Source organism: Flavobacterium resistens, assembly GCF_900182645.1.
Taxonomy (GTDB): Bacteria; Bacteroidota; Bacteroidia; order Flavobacteriales; family Flavobacteriaceae; genus Flavobacterium; species Flavobacterium resistens.
Genome location: NZ_FXTA01000003.1, coordinates 768,889 through 783,355, shown reverse-complemented (window position 1 = coordinate 783,355; position 14,467 = coordinate 768,889). Strand labels below are relative to the sequence as shown.

Annotated in this window: 11 protein-coding genes and 1 rRNA gene; 7 read left to right on the top strand and 5 right to left on the bottom strand. The window is 33.1% G+C overall.

Annotated elements, in window-relative coordinates; genetic code table 11:
• Positions 1–86, top strand: a 5S ribosomal RNA gene (gene rrf / locus FN795_RS14760); the annotation flags it as partial.
• 374 nt (positions 87–460) lie between these two features.
• On the top strand, positions 461–2,101 hold the full coding sequence (gene pafA, locus FN795_RS14755) for an alkaline phosphatase PafA (protein WP_142451293.1): 1,641 nt from the start codon (positions 461–463) through the stop codon (positions 2,099–2,101).
• Positions 2,102–2,222: 121 nt separating this feature from the next.
• On the opposite strand, the gene ald is transcribed toward pafA, so the two are convergent.
• Positions 2,223–3,341 (bottom strand): alanine dehydrogenase, encoded by a 1,119-nt coding sequence (gene ald / locus FN795_RS14750; protein WP_035648040.1) that lies wholly within the window; start codon positions 3,339–3,341, stop codon positions 2,223–2,225.
• Positions 3,342–3,541: 200 nt separating this feature from the next.
• Between ald and FN795_RS14745 the strand changes: the two genes are divergently transcribed.
• Positions 3,542–4,000, top strand: coding sequence for an Lrp/AsnC family transcriptional regulator (locus FN795_RS14745; RefSeq protein ID WP_035648038.1), 459 nt, complete (start codon positions 3,542–3,544; stop codon positions 3,998–4,000).
• A 62-nt stretch (positions 4,001–4,062) separates the two neighbouring features.
• On the opposite strand, the gene FN795_RS14740 is transcribed toward FN795_RS14745, so the two are convergent.
• Together FN795_RS14740 and FN795_RS14735 are read right to left on the bottom strand one after the other, a co-directional pair.
• Positions 4,063–5,511, bottom strand: a complete 1,449-nt coding sequence (locus tag FN795_RS14740) for a glyceraldehyde-3-phosphate dehydrogenase (protein ID WP_142451292.1) — start codon at positions 5,509–5,511, stop codon at positions 4,063–4,065.
• 209 nt (positions 5,512–5,720) lie between these two features.
• On the bottom strand, positions 5,721–7,121 hold the full coding sequence (locus tag FN795_RS14735) for a trypsin-like peptidase domain-containing protein (protein ID WP_142451291.1): 1,401 nt from the start codon (positions 7,119–7,121) through the stop codon (positions 5,721–5,723).
• 174 nt (positions 7,122–7,295) lie between these two features.
• Between FN795_RS14735 and dapF the strand changes: the two genes are divergently transcribed.
• The 4 genes from dapF to FN795_RS14715 all read left to right on the top strand — a co-directional run bounded on the left by dapF (position 7,296) and on the right by FN795_RS14715 (position 10,864).
• On the top strand, positions 7,296–8,078 hold the full coding sequence (gene dapF / locus FN795_RS14730; RefSeq protein ID WP_142451290.1) for a diaminopimelate epimerase: 783 nt from the start codon (positions 7,296–7,298) through the stop codon (positions 8,076–8,078).
• A gap of 27 nt (positions 8,079–8,105) precedes the next feature.
• Complete coding sequence (locus FN795_RS14725) at positions 8,106–8,639, top strand: GNAT family N-acetyltransferase (protein WP_142451289.1); 534 nt, start codon at positions 8,106–8,108, stop codon at positions 8,637–8,639.
• Positions 8,640–8,649: 10 nt separating this feature from the next.
• Positions 8,650–9,690 carry an endolytic transglycosylase MltG gene (gene mltG / locus FN795_RS14720; protein WP_142451288.1) on the top strand — a complete coding sequence of 347 codons (1,041 nt, stop codon included), beginning with the start codon at positions 8,650–8,652 and terminating at the stop codon, positions 9,688–9,690.
• 532 nt (positions 9,691–10,222) lie between these two features.
• Entirely contained in the window at positions 10,223–10,864 is a 642-nt protein-coding gene (locus FN795_RS14715) for a peptidoglycan-binding protein LysM (RefSeq protein WP_142451287.1), read from the top strand.
• Positions 10,865–10,914: 50 nt separating this feature from the next.
• Here FN795_RS14715 and scpA read toward each other — a convergent pair whose 3' ends face one another.
• Together scpA and FN795_RS14705 are read right to left on the bottom strand one after the other, a co-directional pair.
• Positions 10,915–13,050: a methylmalonyl-CoA mutase gene (gene scpA / locus FN795_RS14710; RefSeq protein WP_154275334.1), complete on the bottom strand. Its 2,136-nt coding sequence runs from the start codon at positions 13,048–13,050 to the stop codon at positions 10,915–10,917.
• 45 nt (positions 13,051–13,095) lie between these two features.
• Complete coding sequence (locus tag FN795_RS14705) at positions 13,096–14,457, bottom strand: methylmalonyl-CoA mutase subunit beta (RefSeq protein WP_142451286.1); 1,362 nt, start codon at positions 14,455–14,457, stop codon at positions 13,096–13,098.
• Between the last annotated feature and the right edge of the window lie 10 nt (positions 14,458–14,467).

Below are 14,467 nucleotides of genomic sequence, written 5' to 3'. Positions count from 1 at the left end.
CACCTCTTCCCATCCCGAACAGAGAAGTTAAGCCCGCCTGCGCAGATGGTACTGCAATTATGTGGGAGAGTATGTCGTCGCCTTTCTTTTGAGAATCCTCATCATTCATTTGATGGGGATTTTTTTGTTTATAAACCTTTTGGAGGAATCCTCTGGAAACTGAAACTTATCATTTGCCCCGAAGCGCGTTAGTGATGGGAGCGGCATCCTTTTGCGGAAAGCAAGCAGCTCGCTCGATTAGCCTAAAAATACTCCCGCAAAAGATATAGCGGATAGCACGGCCCGGAGGGAAACGCCCAAAATATTTTTTACGTAGTATTTTAAATTCAATTAATAATATAGTGTTTTATCTAGTGATGTAATTCTGTTAAATTAAAGTCAATTTTAGGTTTTAAATTAGCCTGAGCTAGCCTTTTTAAATGTGAATACTTATTTTTGTTATAAATATTATAATTTAAGTATGAAAAAAACTATTGTATTGTTGACATTGTTTGTTATTGCAAATTTAAATGCTCAACAGCGTCCTAAGTTGGTTGTTGGTATTGTTGTAGATCAGATGAAAATGGAATATTTATATCGTTTTTCGGATGATTTTACACAAAATGGTTTCAAGAGATTAATGAATGAAGGATTCACTTTTCAGAATATGCATTATAATTACATGCCAACTTATACTGCACCAGGCCACGCTTCAATTTACACAGGTACAACGCCAGCAACTCATGGCATAGTCGGTAATGAGTGGTTTAGTAGAACTTTAGGCAAAGAAACATATTGTACTGATGATGCAGGAGTAAAAACGGTTGGCGATGGAACTGTCGAAGAAGGTGCAATGTCTCCGAAAAATCTTCAGAGTACTACCATTACAGACGAAGTTAGAATGGCAACTAATTTCCAAGGAAAAGTTATTGGAATGAGCCTTAAAGATCGTGGTGCAATTTTACCTGCTGGTCATTTTGCTAATTGGGCTTTCTGGTACAGTAAAACAGGTTCTTTTATTTCGAGTACTTTTTATGGAGAAAAATTGCCAGAGTGGGTAACGGAATTCAATAACGAAAAAAATTATTTGAAATATATTAATAAAGGTTGGGATTTGTATAAACCAGCTTTGGTTTATAATGAAAGTCTTCCTGATAATAATCCGTATGAAGGTAAATTGTACGGAAGTGCTGCACCGGTTTTCCCTTATGATTTAAAAACAATGTATGAGAAGAATGATGCGGGAGTTATTAGATCAACTCCATTTGGAAATGATTTATTAGCTGAATTTGCAAAAAAAGCTATTGAAAAGGAGAATCTTGGTAAGGACGATATTACAGATTTCTTAACTGTAAGTTTTTCTTCTACGGATTATGTTGGGCATTTACTTGGACCACGCTCAATGGAACTTCAAGATACTTATTTGAGATTAGATCAAACTATTGCTGACTTCTTGGCTTATTTAGATAAAACTGTTGGTAAAGGAAATTATCTTTTATTTTTAACTGCAGATCATGCGGGAGCTGAGAATGTGATTTATTTGAAAGATCGTAAATACAATGTAGACAATTATCCGTCAAAAGATGTGCGTAAAAGCCTTCAGGATTTTTCAGTTAGAACTTTTGGAGTTGATTTATTACAGAATTATTCAAATTTTAATATTTTCTTCAATAAGCAAATAATTAAAGATAAAGGTTTAGAATTGACAAAAGTAAAACAAGCTTTTAAAGACTTTTTGATTTCACAGCCACAAGTTAAAAAAGTATATACAGAAGAAGAAATTTTAGCTAACGCAGGAAATGATTATTACTTAAATTTTGTTGCAAAAGGTTATGATGTAACACAAGATGGTGATATGGTTGTAATTGATAAACCGGGTAATATAGAATATTCACCAACAGGTACTTCACATGGAACGCCTTATAGTTATGATACTCATGTGCCTGCTATATTTTTCGGGTGGCACATTAAAAAAGGTGAATCATATGATAAAAAAGCGATTACGGAAATTGCTCCAACTGTTGCACAAAAAATCAAAGTTGCTTTCCCTAATGGAACTGAAGCAAAAGTAATGCAGGAAGTTTTAGATGAGAAAAAAGAAGTTTTGAATACTAAAAAATAATTCACAATAAATAAAAAAATAAAAGCCAGTCAATTGACTGGCTTTTTGTATAAAAAAAGGCTTTTCAATTAAGAAAAGCCTTTTAAATAGTGTTTAGTAAGCACTTATTTTAATGTTAGCACTATGCGTTTGCTAACACTAATTCTTCATTATAAGGAAGATTCCAAGCTTCAGCAACTCCTTTGTAAAGGATTTTTCCATTAGCTACGTTTAATCCTTTTCTTAATTCTTCGTTTTCTGCACATGCTTTTTCCCATCCTTTATTTGCTAATTGTACAGCATATGGTAAAGTTGCATTAGTTAAAGCTAAAGTAGAAGTGTAAGGAACAGCTCCTGGCATGTTAGCTACACAATAGTGAACAATATCATCAATAATGAAAGTTGGATTTTCGTGAGTTGTAGGTGTGCAAGTTTCGATACAACCACCTTGATCAACTGCAACGTCAACTACAACTGCTCCTGGACGCATTAATTTAAGCATGTCACGAGTAATTAAGTGAGGCGCTTTTGCTCCTGGAATTAAAACAGCACCAACAACTAAATCAGCATCTTTAATCGCTCTAGTGATGTTATAATGATTAGACATTTCTGTATTTACATTCGCTGGCATAATATCGTCTAATTGACGTAAACGTGGCAAACTTAAATCCATAATAGTAACTTGAGCTCCTAAACCTGCTGCCATTTTAGCTGCTTGAGTTCCAACAATACCTCCACCTAAAACTAATACTTTTGCTGGTGGAACACCTGGAACACCACCTAAAAGAATTCCTCTTCCTTTTAATGGTTTTTCAAGATATTTAGCTCCTTGCTGAATAGCCATACGACCTGCAACTTCAGACATTGGAACTAATAAAGGTAGACTGCGGTCTGTTTTTTCTACAGTTTCATAAGCTAAACAAACTGCACCTTTTTCAAGCATTGCATGAGTTAATTCCTCTGATGAAGCAAAGTGAAAATAAGTAAAAAGTAATTGATCTTTTTTGATTAATGGATATTCAGATGCAATTGGTTCTTTTACTTTGATGATCATTTCGGCAATCGCGTAAACTTCTTCAATAGTTCCTAAAACTACTGCACCAGCATTTGTATATTCTTCATCAGCAAATCCACTTCCTAAACCTGCAGTTGATTGTACATAAACAACATGTCCGTGTTTTTTCATTTCAGAAACACCAGCTGGAGTTAATGCTACACGATTCTCATTGTTTTTGATTTCTTTTGGAACACCTATTATCATATTGTTATATTTTTTTGTTTTTCTTGAATTTGTTTTACAAAGTTACTAGTAGAGAATATATTATTGATAATTGGCTTATAAATAAGAAAATATTATTTTATTTTATACTTTTACAGAAATATTTTCTGTTTGAAGGCTTTTAAACTTCCAAAAAGAGAAAAAATGACTAAATTATATTAATTAAAGAAAACGTTTTCGTTATGGTTTTAGATGATATTGACAAAAAAATCTTACGTCTTTTACAGGAAAATGCACATTATACATTAAAAGACATAGCAAATAAAATAAATTTGTCTCTGACGCCTGTTCATGATCGTGTAAAACGTCTTGAAAAAGAGGGTGTTATAGAGAAGTATGTCTCTATTTTAAACAAGAAAAAATTGGGTAATAATTTAACAGTTTATTGTCAAGTTACTTTAACCAAACAGACTTATGATACGTCGGAAGGATTTAATCAAGCTATTTTGGAAATGCCTGAAGTTGTCGAATGTAATTATGTTTCGGGAAATTTTGATTATATGCTTAAAATTATAATACCTGATATGGAAAGTTATCATCATTTTCATCAAAAAAAATTGTCTACTCTGCCTGAAGTTTCTTTAATAAATACTGTTTTTGTTATTTCAGAAGTTAAAAGCACCACAGTTCTTCCGATTTAATAAAAGAAAAATCCACCAAGAAAACTTGATGGATTTTAGAAATAGTTGGTTTTGGTTTTATATTAATAGTAAGTAAAACGTCTCACTTTTGCAATGTATTTTGCAAGACGAATTACCTGATGGCTGTAGCCATATTCGTTATCGTACCAAATATAAAGTACTATGTTTTTTCCATCTTTTGAAACAATTGTAGCATTACTGTCATAAATTGAAGGTGCAGAAGTTCCCACAATATCAGATGATACTAATTCATTATTCAAAGAATATTTTATTTGTTCGACAAGCTCGCCTTCAAGAGCGTATTTTTTCATGATTTTGTTAATGGCCAAAATCGACGTTGCTTTCTTAACTTCTAGATTTAAAACAACAAGAGATCCATTTGGAACCGGAACCCGAATAGCATTTGAAGTCAGTTTTCCTTCTAATGATGGCAAAGCTTTTGCAACAGCACTTCCGGCGCCAGTTTCGGTGATGACCATATTTAATGCAGCAGCTCTTCCACGACGGTATTTTCTGTGCATATTGTCAACCAAATTTTGGTCGTTTGTGTAAGCATGAATGGTTTCCAAATGCCCTTTTACGACTCCAAGAGTATCTTCAATTACCTTTAAAACTGGAGTTATGGCATTTGTAGTACAAGATGCAGCAGAAAAAATATTGATTTCATCAGGATTAAAATCATTGTGATTTACACCATGTACAATATTCGGAACGCCTTTTCCTGGAGCAGTAAGTAAAACTTTGCTTGCTCCGTTTGAGGTTAAATGTCTTTTTAGGGCTTCTTCTGTGCTAAATGCTCCGGTATTATCAATTACTAGGGCATCATTGATTCCATAAGTGGTATAATCAATTTCTTCTGGCGTATTTGCTGATATAATATGAACAGTTGTTCCGTTGATAATTAAAGCGTTATTTTTAGGATCTGCAGTTACAGAACCTTGGAAATCACCGTGAATCGAATCATAACGTAAAAGAGAAGCTCGTTTCTCTAAACTTGACGCATCATTTTTATCTCGAGTTACAATTGCTCTCAAACGTAATTGATTTCCTTTTCCGGTTTTAGACATTAATTCTCTGGCCAATAAACGTCCAATTCTTCCGAAACCATATAAAACAACATCTTTTGGCTGAACCTCTTTAGAAGATTTTGCGTTTTTTAATTTATCCATAACAAAGTATCTTGCATCAGGATATTTTTCATCTTCTAAGCGATATTCATAAGTTAATTTGCCTAAATCTATTTTTGCAGGTGGCAAGTCTAACGACAAAACTACTTTTGCGATTTCAACCGAATCAAAAATGGTAATGGGTTTGCCAACAAATTCACCTGCATATTGATGCAGATTGATTATATCGCTGACATTTTTATCCAATAATTGGTTTTTAAATAAAACCATTTCGATGGATTTGTCATACCATAAATCACTTATAACTTTGATTAATTCGACACCAGCTCTTCTTCGGTCGACTTGTAATGATACCTCTTTTTGGTACAAGGATTTTTTGCTCATAATTGACTAAATTGAAAAAATAAAATGCTCACTATTTTAAAATTTGGCGCAAAAGTATCTATTTCAATCGATTTCGTAAACTATTTTAGCATTTATTTTTGAAAATAAAAAAGCCACCTTAAATTTCTTAAGATGGCTTTTTTGAGTTTTCAGTAGCAGTTTCAGTTTACAGTTTTTTTTGAATGATGACTGAGACTGATAACTTCTACTTAAATAATAATTCTGAAAATTTCTCCGTTTCTGTTTATCATTTCAATTCGGGCACTTTGGCCTTCATCTTTTTTGCTTAACAGTTTAGACACGGTCTCTACATTTACAGCTTTAACATTATCAATGCTCAAAATGATATTGCCTTGTAATTCATTTTGATATCGCTTTAAATTTTCATCTGTAATATCCTTAATTTTCACGCCATAGTCAATTCTGAATTTCTTTTTATCAGCTGCATCTATATTTTCTAATTCCATTCCTTTAAATTCAGCGTTGAAAAATTCATTTTTGCTTAAAGTGACTGGAACCGTTTTCGTTTTTCCATCTTTGATATACGTTACTTTTACTACATCATTTGGTCTTTTGGTATTAATGTAGCCAGACAAATCAGCATAAGTTGAAATGTTTTGTTCGTCTAATTTTACGATGATATCACCTTTAGCAAGTCCAGCCTTTTCAGCGCCAGAGTTTTTAGAAACTTTATTAATATAAAAACCTTGCGTTTCTGTTATTCCTAATTCTTTAGAAACGCTGCTGTTAAGTTCGCCGCCTTCAACTCCAAGAATTCCTCTTTGAACATTTCCATATTCCATTATATCTTCAATAATTTTTCTGGCAATATTAGATGGAACAGCAAATGAATATCCAACATAAGATCCAGTCATTGAAGAAATCATAGTATTGATTCCAATTAATTCTCCGCGAGTATTTACTAAGGCTCCACCGCTATTTCCAGGATTTACTGCAGCATCAGTCTGGATGAAAGACTGAATTCCGCTTTGATCTAAATTTCTGGCTTTCGCCGAAACAATTCCAGCCGTTACAGTCGAAGTTAAATTATAAGGATTTCCAACTGCCAAAACCCATTCTCCGACTTTTACAGAATCAGAATTCGCAAAAGCAGTATAAGGTAGTTTTTCATCGGCATTGATTTTTAAAAGGGCAATATCCATTTTAGAATCGGTGCCAATTAGTTTTGCCTTGTATGATTTTTTATTGTTTAAAGTGATTTCAATTTCTGTTGCATCTTTAATTACGTGATTATTCGTCACGATATATCCGTCTTCAGAAATAATTACTCCAGATCCGGTACCAACTTGTTCTTGTTGTTGCTGACCACCGTAACCATAGAAAAATTCCATCATAGGATTGCTGACTGTTCGTCGCGAAACATTTTTTACGTGAACGACAGTATGGATCGTCTTATCGGCTGCAGCAGTAAAATCAACAGTTTCTGCTGATAATGCAACATTTCTGCCAAATGAATTTGGGGCTTGGGTAACAACAGAATTTTCTCTTCCAAAAAAAGAATTACTGCCATCAAATAATAACTTGTAAGCACCAAGGGTAGTAGCACCGCTTAGTAGTGAAACTAAAAATAAGGTTGAAAACTTTTTCATATTAATGTTTATGTTTTTAAGTTATTTTAGGTGTTTGTTTTTAACATTTATAACGTAAAATTATACCAAAAAATTATTTGATAAAACGGTTTAACGCTCTTTAACAATGATTAACATTTCATTAATTAATCTTCGCAGTTTCTTCGTACTTTTGCATTTCTTAACTACTAAAAAATGCAAATAGAATTTTATAAATATCAAGGTACTGGGAACGATTTTGTGATGATCGATAATCGTTCTAATTTTTTTCCGAAAGAAGATATTCAATTAATTGAACGTTTATGCGACAGACGATTTGGAATTGGAGCTGACGGACTTATTTTACTTGAAAATGATTCTGAAACTGATTTCAGAATGGTTTATTATAACTCTGACGGAAATGAAAGTTCAATGTGCGGCAACGGCGGACGTTGTCTTGTTGCTTTTGCTAATCAATTAGGCGTTATTAATGATAAAGCAACTTTTATTGCGACAGATGGTTTGCATCATGCTTCAGTAGGAAACGATGCGATTGTTTCATTGCAAATGATTGATGTTGATGAAGTTCAAAAACACGATTCGCATACTTTTTTAAATACAGGTTCTCCGCATCATGTTCAAATAGTTGAAAATTTAAAAGAATATAATGTGAAAGAAAATGGAGCCGCAATTCGTTATGGAGAATTATATGGAGAAAAAGGAAGTAACATCAATTTCGTTAAAAAGATTGATGATGATACTTTTTCACTTCGTACATATGAAAGAGGTGTTGAAGATGAAACGTTGGCATGCGGTACTGGTGCAACAGCAGTTGCCATAGCAATGAACGCAATTGGTCAAACGGATAAAACTTCAATTAATTTAAATGTTGAAGGAGGAAAACTAGTTGTTTCATTTGATAAATTAGGAGAACACTTTTCTAACGTTTTCTTGACTGGACCTGCAAAATTTGTTTTTAAAGGAACAATAGAGATTTAATTCAAAAACAATAATTTAAACTTATAAATGATCACTCTCAAAGGCGAAAATATTTATCTGCGTGCATTAGAACCTAATGATTTAGAGTTCGTGTACGAAATGGAAAATGATCAAAGCATTTGGGAAGTCAGTAATACAAATACGCCATATAGCCGATATTTGATTCGGCAATATCTCGAAAATGCGCAACAAGATATTTATGAAGCGAAACAATTGCGTTTGGCAATTTGCCAAGACCAACATTTCCCGGCTATTGGACTAATCGATTTATTTGAGTTTGATCCAAAAAATAATAGAGCGGGGATAGGAATTGTGATTAAGAGTATAGAGAATAGAAATCAAAATATTGGTTCTGAGGCATTAGAGTTGCTGATTAAATATTCTTTTCATAATTTAAATTTGCATCAGCTTTATGCAAATATTAATGTAGGAAATGTAGCTAGTATAGCACTTTTTACTAAATTTGGTTTTGAGAAAATAGGAATTAAAAAAGATTGGATTTTGCTGGATAACCACTATCAAGACGAGGCAATTTTTCAATTAATTAACAAACAAATCTAAAATTTAAACTTTGAGCTTAAAAAAAATTATCACGATAGTAGCTGTAGCCGTAATTTCAGTTTTAATGATTTACGGATTTATTTTAATTAATAAAATTTTCAGCTCGAACACCAAATTTGAAAAAGAGAAACTTTATGTTTATGTGCCAACTGGCGCAAATTATACAGATGTAAAAAAAATATTAGAGCCATATGTCAAAAACTTTGACAATTTTGAAATGGTTGCCAATAAAAGAAGTTATCCTGAAAATGTAAAATCAGGACGTTTTCTACTTAAAAAAGGAATGAATAATATTGATTTAGTTCGTGCAATGCGTTCTAATGTTCCGGTTAAATTGGCATTTAATAATCAAGAACGTCTTGAGAATTTTGCAGGAAGAGTAGGTTCTGAAATTGAAGCCGACAGTTTGTCTTTATTAAAAGCGATTAAAGATTCTACTTTCATGGCGCAGAATGGTTTCAATGAAGACAATGTTTTTGCGATGTTTATTCCAAACACCTATGAGATTTATTGGAATACTTCAGCTGAAAAATTCCGTGATAAAATGATCAAGGAATATCATAATTTTTGGACTGATGAAAGAATAGCTAAAGCAAAAAAACAAGGACTTACACCAGTTCAAGCGACCATTTTAGCTTCAATTGTACATAAAGAGTCGGTAAAGAAAGATGAGAGACCTCGTATTGCTGGTGTTTATTTAAACCGTTTACGTTTAGATATGCCACTTCAGGCTGATCCAACAGTTATCTATGCTTTGAAATTAAGAGATAATAATTTCGATCAGGTAATAAAAAGAGTTTTTTATAACGATTTGGTTATGAGATCTCCATATAATACTTATGTAAATACAGGGCTTCCTCCTGGACCAATCGCGATGCCCGATATTACAGCGCTTGATGCAGTTTTAAATCCTGAGAAAAACGATTATATTTATTTCTGTGCAAGTGTTGATCGTTTCGGTTATCATGAATTTGCTTCTACTTTAGCAGAACATAATGTAAATGCAAAAAAATATTCAGACTGGATTGCCAGCCAAGGTGTTACGAGATAAATACTATTTTTGAAACATATTAGATGTACCGAAGTAAATTTTACTTCGGTTTTTTTATTATTAAAATTTACTTAGTTTTTTGAAAAACACACTTTTTTTATTTTAAAAGGAGCTTTAAAAAAGTTAACTCAAATTTGATGTTATAGAGATTTTGGAAACTATTTTTTAAAGTAAAGACCCAAAAAAGTTCATGATTTAAGTTTTTTACTACAAATTTATTCTAAATATTTTTCGTTTGAAATTATAGTTAGTCAAAAAAAGCGATATTTTTTGTAAGCTTTATCTTTGTTTTTTAACATATTTGATAAAAAAATGATAAAAATGGCATTTTTTGAGATTTAATTTTTTCTATTTTTGAGCACAATTCAACTTCCGTGAAAATGCTCTTAAACTGCATGATCAAAGGGCTTAAACAGGATTTTTAATTTTTTAAAATCACGTAAATTGTTGATTTACAGTATTGTTTTGTATTTCTTATCTTTGCACTGTAGAAATTTCAAGAGGGTGACAGCGTCTTGAAGAAAAACAATTTATGATAAAGAAATGGTATTTTTATGCGAGTTTAGTCGTTATTATTACATTTTTAAGTTTGGGTTTTAAACCCTTCAATCTGGAAACCAAACGTTGGTTTCTCACCGAAAAATCAGATGGAGCAGAATACATTTTTCCATCACAAGAAAAGGATGATTATCCTAATTTAAACTTCCCATACACCGGAAATCATTTTATAGGTTTTAAAGAAGCAGTTGCTTTCAAAGAATCTCAAGGAAAATACCGCTTGGTTAATTCACTTGGTTACATGGGAAAATACCAGTTTGGTTCTGAAGCCCTAAGAGCTATTGGTATAAAAAACAACAAAGCCTTTTTAAAGGATCCTGCGTTACAAGAAAAAGCTTTCATTGCTTTATTATCCAAAAACAAATGGATTTTGCGTTATGAAATCGAAAAGTACGAAGGAAAAGTAATTAATGGTATTGAAATTACCGAATCTGGAATTTTAGCAGCAGCACACCTTGGTGGAGCTGGTTCAGTGAAAAACTTCTTTAAAAACAAAGGAGCGAGGCATTTTAGAGATGCTTACGGAACTTCATTAAAAAGCTATATGAAGGACTTTGGAGGTTATGATCTCTCTTATATTGAAGCGGACAGCAATGCAACAATAAGTAAGATCTAAAAAGCATAAAAAATCCCGAATCAATCAATTCGGGATTTTTTATATTTAAGTTAATCAATTAAGATTTCTAGAATTTGAATTGCTGCTTCACTTATTTTTGTTCCTGGGCCAAAAATGGCTGCAGCGCCTGCATCAAATAAATATTGATAGTCCTGCGCCGGAATCACACCGCCAACTATAACCATGATATCTTCACGACCATGTTTTTTTAATTCTTCAATAACTTGCGGAACTAATGTTTTATGTCCAGCGGCCAATGATGAAACTCCTAAAATATGAACGTCGTTTTCTACGGCTTGTTTAGCTGCTTCAGCTGGAGTCTGAAAAAGTGGACCTATATCTACATCAAAACCAACATCAGCATAACCGGTTGCTACCACTTTTGCGCCTCGATCGTGACCATCTTGTCCCATTTTGGCAATCATAATTCTTGGGCGTCTTCCTTCTTGTTTTGCAAAAGCATCCGCTAATTGTTTTGCTTTTTCAAAATTTTCGTCATTTTTTATTGCTGCACTATACACACCGCTAAAGGATTTAATTTGTGCTTTGAATCGTCCAAAAACACTTTCCAGAGCATCGCTTATTTCACCTAAAGTCGCTCTTTCACGAGCTGCTTCAACAGCAATTTCTAATAAGTTTCCTTGTCCAGTTTTAGCACAATGAATTAATTTTTCCAGTGATTGATTTACTTTTTCAGTATTTCTGCTTGCTTTTATTTCTGTAAGACGCTCAATTTGCTGTTTACGTACCATTTGGTTGTCAACATCCAAAATATGAAGCGGATCTTCTTTTTCTAATCTAAATTTATTTACACCAACAATAATATCCTGCCCGCTGTCAATTCTTGCTTGTTTTCTCGCTGCAGCTTCTTCAATTCGAAGTTTCGGAATTCCGGCTTCGATTGCTTTTGTCATTCCGCCTAATTCTTCAACTTCTTCAATTAATTTCCAGGTACTTTCTAAAATCTCATTTGTGAGTGATTCAACATAATAACTGCCTCCCCAAGGATCAACAGTTTTAGTGATTTTAGTTTCTTCTTGTAAATAAATTTGCGTGTTTCTCGCAATTCTCGCTGAAAAATCTGTTGGAAGCGCAATTGCTTCATCTAATGCATTGGTATGCAAAGATTGTGTTCCGCCAAAAGCAGCAGCAGTAGCTTCAATGCAAGTTCGTGCCACATTATTAAACGGATCTTGTTCTGTTAAACTCCATCCGCTAGTTTGGCAATGTGTTCTAAGTGCCAACGATTTGTCACTTTTAGGATTAAATTGCTGTAATAATTTTGCCCAAATCATTCGGCCGGCTCTCATTTTAGCAATTTCCATAAAATGATTCATTCCAATGGCCCAAAAGAAAGATAGACGAGGAGCAAACTCATCAATTGTCATTCCTGTGGATAATCCTGTTCGGATATATTCTAAACCATCGGCTAAAGTATAAGCCAATTCTATATCAGCCGTTGCTCCAGCTTCTTGCATATGATAGCCTGAAATAGAAATCGAATTGAATTTTGGCATTTTTTTGCTTGTAAATTCAAAAATATCAGCAATGATTTTCATCGAAGGCGTTGGTGGATAGATATAGGTATTACGAACCATGAATTCTTTCAAAATATCATTTTGGATAGTTCCCGAAAGTTTTTTGAGTTCAACTCCCTGTTCTTCAGCGGCCACAATATAAAAAGCCATGATAGGTAAAACGGCGCCGTTCATGGTCATTGAAACCGACATTTCGTCTAGCGGAATCTGATCGAATAATACTTTCATGTCTTCTACAGAATCGATGGCAACTCCTGCTTTTCCAACATCACCCACAACTCTTTCGTGATCAGAATCGTAACCACGATGTGTAGGCAAATCAAAAGCAATTGAAAGTCCTTTTTGACCTGCGGCAAGATTTCTTCTGTAAAAAGCATTACTTTCTTCTGCAGTCGAAAATCCGGCGTATTGCCGAATTGTCCACGGACGTCTTACATACATTGTTGCATACGGTCCGCGCAAATTAGGAGTAAAACCGGCTCCGAAATCAAGAAATTCTAAATCTTCTATATCTTTTTCAGTATAGTTTTTTTTGATTTCGATTCCTTCTGCAGTCGTGAAATTGTTTGTCAAATTTTCTAGTTTTTGACTTTCAATTTTCGGCTTTTGACTTTCAAGATTAATATGTTTAAGGTCTTTTCTTATCATGGAGACGCTTTCTTTGGTGTGAATATTAATTACGTTTAAAAAGAATTATTCTAGCTCTAATCTTTCTTGCTCTAGTTTCTCGGCTAATCTTTTTTCTATAATAGGTGTAATTAATGTTTTTCGAGGTTTGATTTTTACAAAAGGAAACAGTTCTAAATCATGTTTCATTTTGTCTTCTTTATTCGGATATTTATTTGTTCCAAGCAAAACTTCTTTTTTTGAATCAAATAATTCCTGCTCTTTATTTGCGCTTTCCTGAATTTTCTTTTTGATAGTTCCGTCATTCAAGAGTTTTAAGAAACCTCCGTTGGCTTCAATATCTTTAAACAAATTCAGAGATTTTTCTGCTAATTGAATAGTTAGACTTTCAATGTAATAACTTCCATCAGCTGGATTATCGACTTTATCAAAATAACTTTCGTGTTTTAAAACTAACAACTGATTGCGGGCAATTCGATCTCCAAATTCGTTGTCTTTATGATACAAAGCATCATAAGGTAAATTAGCTACAGCATCGGCTCCGCCTAAAATTGCCGACATGCATTCGGTTGTAGTTCGAAGCATATTGACATTATAATCGTAAATAGTTTTATTTCGTTTTGTTGGTGTAACTAGAAAATGACAATCTATATTAGGATTGTATTCAGTTACAATTAATTTGAAAAGCATTCGCAAAGCACGAAGTTTTGCAATTTCAAAAAAGTAATTTGTTCCAACTGATATTTGAAAAACAATTGTTTTTGTTGAAGTTGATAAACGGTTTAAATATTCATTTGCATGTGCTAAACTATAAGCAATTTGTTGTGTAATATTTGCTCCTGCATTTTGATACAAACCTAAATCTACACTTAAAAAGGAGAGATTGGTTTGATTTGAAATCTTTTCAAGTGTTTCAAAATTACTTTTATCTGATGTTGTAAACCAGTTTCCATCTCTTGCTAATTGTCCAATCGGATCTAAATTGCAGTAAAAAATTGCCTTTTTTTGAACAGAAATCTCGTCCAGTTTTTTTACGAAATCGATTGAGAGAAAAGTCAAATTAAAGTAAACGATTCTGTTCTCTAAAGGAAGATTTTCCAATAAAGAAACAATGTCAGTATTTTCGTTTTGAATAGTAAAACGTAAACTTTCTGCACCTCTTTCAAGCGTGTTGTTTGCTCTTTTGATTGATTTTTCTACATCGTGAACAAAAATATTCTGGCAGATTTTAAAATCAGAAGCATATGTCTCAACCGCAGCCGATTTAGTAAATTCATCGTTGTGATAAAAAGGTTTCACCTGAATATCTTCAGGAGAATTCCAAATTACAGTTTCGTTATAATCTGCTCCCTCTAATTCAAACTGGATTTTTTGTTTCCACTGTTTGGATGAAATCGGATTAAAATCGTCGAATAGGTTAGTAGCCATTAGTTTTTTT